We start from the raw sequence: 7,687 nt of genomic DNA, 5'->3' as shown, positions 1-7,687 counted from the left end.
AAAACTGCTTATTTTTCTTGGCTGCCAAACCAATTCGACCAAATTCTTGATAAGCTCGTACCCATCGTCTTAACTGTGATTCTGCTAGTGGCTTATATTTCTTTGCAAGTAATCCACAACCTAATGGACCATTAAGATATTCTAGTACAACCATCATCTTAAATTCTTCACTATATTTAGCCATAAAAAACACCCCAAAAGTTAGATTTTAACTCTAACTTTTGGGGTGCAGTACCGTTTTGTCACGCCATTTTATTTTTATTTAATTATTCGCCTGCAACAAATGGTAGTAATGCCATTTGACGAGCACGTTTAATAGCAACAGTTAGTTTACGTTGATATTTCGCGCTAGTACCAGTTACACGACGTGGTAAGATTTTACCGCGCTCAGAGATGAATTTTTTTAGTAAATCCACATCTTTATAATCGATATGAGTAATACCGTTAGCTGTAAAGTAACATACTTTACGACGTTTTGCACGTCCGCCTTTACGTCCTGCCATGATATTCCCTCCTTTAATAATAAAATCAAAAATATTTAAACCGAACTATCATTTATCCAATACTTAGAATGGAAGATCATCATCGGAAATGTCAATTTGACCACTTCCAGCAAATGGATCATCATTCACTCTTGTATAATTTTGGTTAGAAGTTTGTCGTTGATTCTGACTGCCTTCACCAAACGGTGGTTCCATTGGAGGAGCACCGTAAAAATCGTTGCTTCTATTGCCGCTGGATGCCCCTTTAGGTTCAAGGAATTGAACACTATCTGCAACAACCTCTGTTACATATACACGCCTACCGTCTTGTCCTTCGTAGTTACGAGTTTGAATACGACCGTCTACACCGGCTAAACTTCCCTTTTTTAAATAGTTAGCCACGTTTTCAGCAGGCTTACGCCAAACAACACAATTAATAAAATCTGCTTCGCGCTCACCCTGTTGATTAGAAAACGTACGGTTTACTGCTAATGTAAAAGTTGCAACAGCAACACCATTCGGTGTGTAACGCAGTTCAGGGTCTCTCGTTAAACGGCCAACAAGCACGACCCGATTCAGCATCAGAATCAACTCCTTTTCCCTTGGAACTGTTTCACGTGAAACATTTATTTAAATCCATCGAATTATTCTTCTTCTTTAATTACGATATGACGAATGATATCTTCGTTGATTTTCGCAAGACGAGAAAATTCTTGTACTGCTGCTGCAGAAGAAGTAGTCTTTACGATTTGATAATATCCATCACGGAAATCATTGATTTCGTAAGCAAGACGGCGTTTACCCCAATCCTTCGTTTCAACAGCTTCCGCGCCATTTTCAAGAAGGATGTTATTGAAACGCTCAACAAGAGATTTCTTTGCTTCATCTTCAATGTTTGGACGGATGATGTACATGATTTCGTACTTATTCATCACAGTCACCTCCTTTTGGTCTAAACGGCCCGATTGGGCAAGGAGCAATTTTCATTACTCACAAGATGAAAGTATAACATAACATAAAGGGAAAAGCAATGCTCATTACAGGATTGCCCTGTTTTGAAAAAAATAAGCTGAAAAATCTGTCAGCTCTTAAAAAATTATACGTTAAAACGAAAATGCATAACATCGCCGTCTTGTACTTCGTAGTCTTTTCCTTCCAGACGGACTTTTCCTGCTTCTTTTGCAGCATTATAGCTTCCCGCAGCTACTAAATCATCAAAAGAAACCGTTTCTGCCCGGATAAATCCTCGTTCAAAATCGGAGTGAATAATACCGGCACATTGAGGTGCCTTCATTCCTTTTCTAAACGTCCAAGCGCGAACTTCTTGTACACCAGCAGTAAAGTAGGTAGCCAGTCCAAGCAGGCTATATGCCGCACGAATTAATTGGTCCAAACCAGATTCCTCAATACCTAATTCTTGAAGGAACATTTGTTTTTCTTCTCCATCAAGCTCGGCAATTTCCTCTTCAATTTTTGCACATACAACGATAACCTCTGAATTTTCTTTCGCAGCATATTCACGAACTTTTTGCACATATTCGTTTGAAGATGGATCGGCCACATCTTCTTCGCCGACATTAGCCACATAAAGCATAGGTTTAATCGTTAAAAGGTGCAAGTTTTTAACAATTTTCATTTGCTCATCTGTAAATTCCACAGACCGTGCTGGTTTTTCTGCTTCAAATGCACCCTTTAACATAGAAAGTACTTCAAATTCAGCAACGGCATCTTTATCTTTTTGCTTGGCTAATTTTTCAACTCGGCTTATACGCTTTTCAACCGATTCCATGTCAGCCAGAATTAATTCCAAATTAATCGTTTCAATATCGGAAATCGGGTCAACCTTTCCAGCTACGTGAGTAATATTTTCATCAGCAAAGCAACGAACCACTTGACAGATAGCATCTACTTCACGGATATGAGAAAGAAACTTATTTCCTAACCCTTCTCCTTTACTTGCCCCTTTTACAATTCCAGCAATATCTGTAAATTCAAAAGTGGTTGGCACGGTCTTTTTTGGTTGAACCAATTCTGTTAATTTTTGTAAGCGGGGATCTGGTACTTCGACAATACCGACATTGGGATCAATCGTACAGAAAGGATAATTGGCCGATTCTGCCCCCGCCTGGGTAATTGCATTAAACAATGTCGATTTGCCAACGTTCGGCAAACCTACAATACCTGCTGTTAAAGCCATTCACGTTCACTCCTCAAAAAAATAAATCTATCTTAAAATGATGGTATCGAATCATAACTACACAAGTCTTTCACAATTATAGGCATTGGCGGCCAAAAAAACAAGGAAAATTAGAATGGGAACATGTCTATGATATAGAAAAAAACTGGCACCAAACAGCACCAGTCTAGTTCACTTTTTCAAGATTGACAAGACAATCGTATAATGTACTTCCGAGTCCATTATCAGATTCTCTACTGGATGTCAAATTATTAACAGGACCGCCGAATTCCTCCCAAATTCCTTCATCAATATTAATTGTATCAGGATGGAGCGTTCCTAAAACAGAGACATAGCCTTTAACTTCACCACGGTCATTCCATACCCTTACATAGTCCCCATTTTGCAAGCCAAGATTTTGGGCAATATTTTCAGCTACTTCAACCTTCAGCTTTACATTACCATTTAATAAATGATAGTTCTGCGAATGATTGGATCTCATCGGATGGATGGTCAACAGGTTATATGGATATTGTTCTGCTAATGATGGATTGGACCATTTCGATTCATCCGGAACAGCCAATGTTAATAAACCTGTTTTTCCTTTTTGTTGTCCAAGGATGGACGTAAACTCAAATTTACCTGTAGGAGTTTGAAACTTTCGATCTTGCCATGGAACTTTTGAAACATGTAGTTCGAATGTGTGATTTTGTTTCAATTTTTCAAGGGTAAGTCCCATTGGTTCTAAAGGTTTCAATGTCATTTTCAGCCATTCATCCCGAGAAAAATCAAAGTCCTTCCCAAAACCAAGACGATTGGCCAGCTGTGTCCAAATCCACAAATCAGGTTTTGCTTCTCCTGGAGCAGAAACAAGCTTTGGTCCATAATTCACATAATGGTGGTACATGGATGAAAAATAAATATCTTCTTCTTCAAACGACGTTGTGACTGGTAAAATGTAATCAGCAAGTTTTGCTGTGTCCGTCATATATTGTTCCATGACGACAAGAGTTTCTACGGATGTGAAGGCTTTCTTGACAATACGCGAATCTGGAACCTGAGTGATCGGGTTCCCACAAGTAACGATGATCATTTTAATTTCCGGATCCCTAGCTGAGAGCACTTCCTCCGCCTGCTTCATAATAGAAAACAAGCGATGATTTTGTCTCCTTTCCGGAAGGGTTAATTGATCATAAGCAAAACTTTGTCCCACCTGAAGATTCGCATAGTTTGCCCCACCTCCAGGAATCCCAATATTTCCGCTCACTGCAACAAGTGCATCAATCAATCGGATGGTGTTCCCACCATTTTTATAGCGCTGCAATCCAAGTCCCATATAAGTGGAGACTGGCTTGTCAGCATAAACACCAGCTAATTGAGTAATAACTTCAGATGGCACTTCCGTCATTTCGGAGACGGTTTCGAGCGAAATACTATGAAGGAGCTTCAGTAAATCTTGAAAACCATAGGTATATTGCTCAATAAAAGTGCGATCTTCCAAGCCGAGCCGAAGCATTTCTTTCATAATTCCTGCAGCTAAAATTCCATCCATTCCTGGTTTAATAGAAATAAATTGGTCAGCAATTTTGGCCGTGGCATGGTAAATGGGGTCAATGACAAACAGTTTTGCGCCTCTTTTTTTGGCTTCCAACAGTTTTTCATATAAATGCATATTGGTTCGAGCTACGTTTCTGCCCCATACAACGATATTTTTACTGATAAAGATATCCTCCGGTTCATGGCTTAAGGCATTCCCGAAATCCCACTTTTGAGCTTCAATTCCAGACCCCCAACACAGTGAACCATAAAGCTCCGTTACTCCTCCATAGCAATTAAAAAAGCGCTGGTCCAAATTTTTTAATATCCCATTATTCGCATAATCATGACTATGTAAAACTGCTGTTGTGCCGTAGCGCTCTTTTATTTCTTTTAATCGATCAGCTATTTCGTCTAGAGCCTGCTCCCAAGAAATTTCTTTGAAAGTACCGTTTATTTTTTTCATAGGGTGCAAAAGACGTAGCTTTGAATTTGTCCGTTTCTCCAGCATTCGACCCCGGCCACAAATTTTCCCTTTCGTAATTGGATGGTCTGGGTCACCTTCTACTTTTACCACTCGGTCATTCTCTATAGTTACCATTAATCCACAGCTATCCCAGCAATTCAAAGGACAGGCCGCTTTCTTTACATAAGCCACAACTCCACCCCCATAAAAAACAGATCAATCTCTACTTTTCTAATAAGAATAATACAATTTCCCTAAAAAAAGAAAGCATGAAGTCTTATCCTTCATGCTTTACTAAAATCTTCTTCATTTTTCGCGTAAATTCTTTTCTTGGGATCAGTACACTGTGCTGACATCCTTCACATTTAATCCGAATGTCCATTCCCATTCGAATAATTTTCCAACGATTAGTTCCGCATGGATGTTGCTTTTTCATCTCAACGATATCGTATAGACCAAATTCCTTTTCCATTAAAGATCACTCCTTATACACCCATTTGTTTTGTATCTACTGAATCCTTAGAATACATAACCATCTTTGGATAAGGAATCTGAATTCCATGCTGGTCTAAGTAAAGTCTAATATCCTTTCTCATTTTACGCGCAACCCCAAAGTGCTGCATTGGCAATGTTTCTGCAGTTACCCGTAATGTGACTTCTGTTGGACCAAGCATCTGCACACCCAATAACTCAGGTCGATTTACTAATTCTTCATATCGATCCGGCATTGTGTCCAATAGTTCATTAATAATCCTTTGAACCTCATCAATATTTTCCTCGTATGGAATGTTGATATCGACCACAGCAATACTATTATTAATAGAAAAATTAGTCACTTCAAGTATATTTCCATTTGGAATAATATGGACCTCACCTGTCCAGCTTTTTATTTTTGTCGTCCTTAGACCTATTGTTTCAACAGTCCCTTCGAACTGACCAATTCTGACATGATCACCTACAGAAAATTGATCTTCAAATATAATAAAGAATCCTGTGATCACATCTTTGACCAAACTTTGTGCTCCAAATCCAACAGCTAAACCGACAATCCCAGCCCCGGCAAGCAATGCCTTAACATCAATATGAAATACAGACAAGATCATCATAAAAGCAATAAAGTAAACCACATAAGTAAGGATATTTTCTAAAAGTCTTGCCAGTGTATCCTCTCGCCTTGTGGATGTATTTAATGGGGTAAGATTTCTTATTTTAAATATGTTATGAATCGCTACCTTTCCTAGACGAATAAGTACATTGGCAATAACCATGATAATGACAATTTTAAGAACACCTTCACCGATATTCAACCAAAGATTTTCATCTTGTAATTTATTGATCAGTTTTTGAATGCCCTTCTCTGTAAAAGTTTTTTCAGATAACACGATGCAAACACCTACTTTCTACTTTTGCATTTAACTATTATTTTATCAATTTTTCTTAACAGTGGACAGCAATCTGTTTTTATCTTTTTTTGTCTCCACCATGTATAGTTTCCCCCATTTTTCCGTATACTGTTAAGGCATAATTTAGCAATTAATTTTAGGGAGTGGGCTTAATGAATCTGAAAGCAATGGTTTTTAATAAGAAAACGAAAACACAAATTATGCATGATGAGCTCCACGCGGCCGAGAATCTAGCAGAGGAGCTACTCATCCATTTACCTATATCTGTTACAAGCCGTCCCATTGTGTTTGTTTGTATTGGAACAGATCGTTCAACTGGCGATTCATTAGGTCCACTAATTGGAACATTGCTGGAGGAGAAAAGGCTCAACTCCTTTTATGTATACGGAACATTAGATGAACCAATCCATGCTGTTAACCTTGAAGAGAAACTAAAAGAAATACATGCCAAACACCATGATCCATTTATTATTGGCATTGATGCATGCCTTGGTCGTTTAAAAAATGTGGGGGCCATTCAGTTAGGGAATGGACCTGTAAGACCTGGTGCTGGAGTAAACAAAGAATTACCACCGGTAGGGGAAATACATATTACCGGAATTGTGAATGTCAGCGGGTTTATGGAATTTTTTGTTTTACAAAATACCCGATTAAGTCTAGTTATGAAAATGGCAAAGACGATTGCAAATGGAATTTACCATGCTAGTTTACTATACCAAAAACAGCGCTGGGCAGAAATAAACTGGGTGGAAGAAGAAAATACCAATTAAAGAGCAATCGCAACCATTTAGCGAATGCTCTTTTTTGTCTTACTTACAAATATAGCTGATAATGATAAAGAATGGTTACAATAATCCCAACCATTAAAATCGCCGGCAGCAAATTTGCAACCTTAATTTTCGTCAATCCTGTAAGATTTAAACCAATAGCAAAAATCATAATTCCACCAGTAGCCGTCATTTCCAAAATAAACTGATCCAATAAAACTTTTGGGACAATTTGGTCAATCTGAGTGGCAAATAAAGCAATTAGACCTTCATAAAGTACAACCGGTATGAATGAAAATAGAACACCTATTCCCAATGTAGTTGTTAATACTAAGGCAGTAAATCCGTCAATAATCGCTTTTGTATATAACACATCATGGTCACCACGAATCCCACTATCCAATGCCCCAATAATGGCCATTGCTCCTATCACAAATATTAAGGTAGCCGTAACAAATCCTTCCGAAATCCGTGACTCACCTTTGGAACCAATCTTTTGTTCCAGCCATTTTCCCAGTTTGTTTAGCTTTTCTTCCAGCTGTAGTAGTTCACCAATAACAGAGCCAGTAACGAGGCTGATAATGACAATTAAAAAGTTTTCACTTTTAAGCCCCATTTGTAACCCTAACACTATAACAGCTAAGCCGATGGCATACATCACCGTTGTTTTCATCTCTTCCCGGATACGGTTAAATAGTTTACCGATCAGCGTTCCAATAATAATGAATAAACCATTTACAAGTGTCCCTAATAAAAACATTGGATTTTCTCCTTTTCTATACCCTTCAAAAAATTTTAGACGTTTAAGATTCATATAAGATGAATAGATTTACTAAAAAAAATAAACCATCAATTAG

At 38.1% G+C, this 7,687-nt stretch carries 10 protein-coding genes; 1 reads left to right on the top strand and 9 read right to left on the bottom strand.

The window, feature by feature from the left end; all coding sequences use genetic code 11:
- The 8 genes from GZA11_RS13165 to GZA11_RS13130 all read right to left on the bottom strand — a co-directional run.
- Positions 1-184, bottom strand: a 184-nt coding sequence (locus tag GZA11_RS13165; protein WP_163183808.1) for a helix-turn-helix domain-containing protein, incomplete at its 3' end; no start/stop codon positions are given.
- 82 nt (positions 185-266) lie between these two features.
- A complete protein-coding gene (gene rpsR / locus GZA11_RS13160; RefSeq protein WP_321175697.1) occupies positions 267-506 on the bottom strand; it encodes a 30S ribosomal protein S18 in 240 nt (79 codons plus the stop codon).
- Positions 507-566: 60 nt separating this feature from the next.
- Complete coding sequence (gene ssb / locus GZA11_RS13155) at positions 567-1,064, bottom strand: single-stranded DNA-binding protein (RefSeq protein WP_038538115.1); 498 nt, start codon at positions 1,062-1,064, stop codon at positions 567-569.
- A 62-nt stretch (positions 1,065-1,126) separates the two neighbouring features.
- Positions 1,127-1,414 (bottom strand): 30S ribosomal protein S6, encoded by a 288-nt coding sequence (gene rpsF, locus GZA11_RS13150; RefSeq protein WP_038538118.1) that lies wholly within the window; start codon positions 1,412-1,414, stop codon positions 1,127-1,129.
- Positions 1,415-1,578: 164 nt separating this feature from the next.
- Positions 1,579-2,679, bottom strand: a complete 1,101-nt coding sequence (gene ychF, locus GZA11_RS13145) for a redox-regulated ATPase YchF (RefSeq protein WP_163184162.1) — start codon at positions 2,677-2,679, stop codon at positions 1,579-1,581.
- Between the two features lie 166 nt (positions 2,680-2,845).
- Positions 2,846-4,852 carry a molybdopterin-dependent oxidoreductase gene (locus tag GZA11_RS13140; RefSeq protein ID WP_163184160.1) on the bottom strand — a complete coding sequence of 669 codons (2,007 nt, stop codon included), beginning with the start codon at positions 4,850-4,852 and terminating at the stop codon, positions 2,846-2,848.
- Positions 4,853-4,937: 85 nt separating this feature from the next.
- Positions 4,938-5,132 (bottom strand): DUF951 domain-containing protein, encoded by a 195-nt coding sequence (locus tag GZA11_RS13135; protein ID WP_038538125.1) that lies wholly within the window; start codon positions 5,130-5,132, stop codon positions 4,938-4,940.
- 13 nt (positions 5,133-5,145) lie between these two features.
- Positions 5,146-6,042, bottom strand: a complete 897-nt coding sequence (locus tag GZA11_RS13130) for a mechanosensitive ion channel family protein (protein WP_038538128.1) — start codon at positions 6,040-6,042, stop codon at positions 5,146-5,148.
- A 173-nt stretch (positions 6,043-6,215) separates the two neighbouring features.
- Here GZA11_RS13130 and yyaC point away from each other — a divergent pair, with 173 nt between their 5' ends.
- Positions 6,216-6,833: a spore protease YyaC gene (gene yyaC / locus GZA11_RS13125; RefSeq protein ID WP_038538131.1), complete on the top strand. Its 618-nt coding sequence runs from the start codon at positions 6,216-6,218 to the stop codon at positions 6,831-6,833.
- 43 nt (positions 6,834-6,876) lie between these two features.
- On the opposite strand, the gene GZA11_RS13120 is transcribed toward yyaC, so the two are convergent.
- Positions 6,877-7,590: a DUF554 domain-containing protein gene (locus tag GZA11_RS13120; RefSeq protein ID WP_163184158.1), complete on the bottom strand. Its 714-nt coding sequence runs from the start codon at positions 7,588-7,590 to the stop codon at positions 6,877-6,879.
- Between the last annotated feature and the right edge of the window lie 97 nt (positions 7,591-7,687).

Origin of the sequence: Neobacillus sedimentimangrovi (genome assembly GCF_010614825.1) — a bacterium.
In the GTDB taxonomy this organism is placed as follows: Bacteria; Bacillota; Bacilli; order Bacillales; family Cytobacillaceae; genus Neobacillus; species Neobacillus thermocopriae.
The sequence above is the reverse complement of the archived record's forward strand: the minus strand, read 5'-3'. Positions and strand labels throughout refer to the sequence as shown.

What these genes read in the sequence shown, in the direction of transcription:
- ssb (WP_038538115.1), bottom strand. Translation starts at nt 1,064, where the DNA reads ATGCTGAATCGGGTCGTGCTTGTTGGCCGTTTAACGAGAGACCCTGAA.
- rpsF (WP_038538118.1), bottom strand. Translation starts at nt 1,414, where the DNA reads ATGAATAAGTACGAAATCATGTACATCATCCGTCCAAACATTGAAGAT.
- ychF (WP_163184162.1), bottom strand. Translation starts at nt 2,679, where the DNA reads ATGGCTTTAACAGCAGGTATTGTAGGTTTGCCGAACGTTGGCAAATCG.
- GZA11_RS13135 (WP_038538125.1), bottom strand. Translation starts at nt 5,132, where the DNA reads ATGGAAAAGGAATTTGGTCTATACGATATCGTTGAGATGAAAAAGCAA.
- yyaC (WP_038538131.1), top strand. Translation starts at nt 6,216, where the DNA reads ATGAATCTGAAAGCAATGGTTTTTAATAAGAAAACGAAAACACAAATT.
- GZA11_RS13120 (WP_163184158.1), bottom strand. Translation starts at nt 7,590, where the DNA reads ATGTTTTTATTAGGGACACTTGTAAATGGTTTATTCATTATTATTGGA.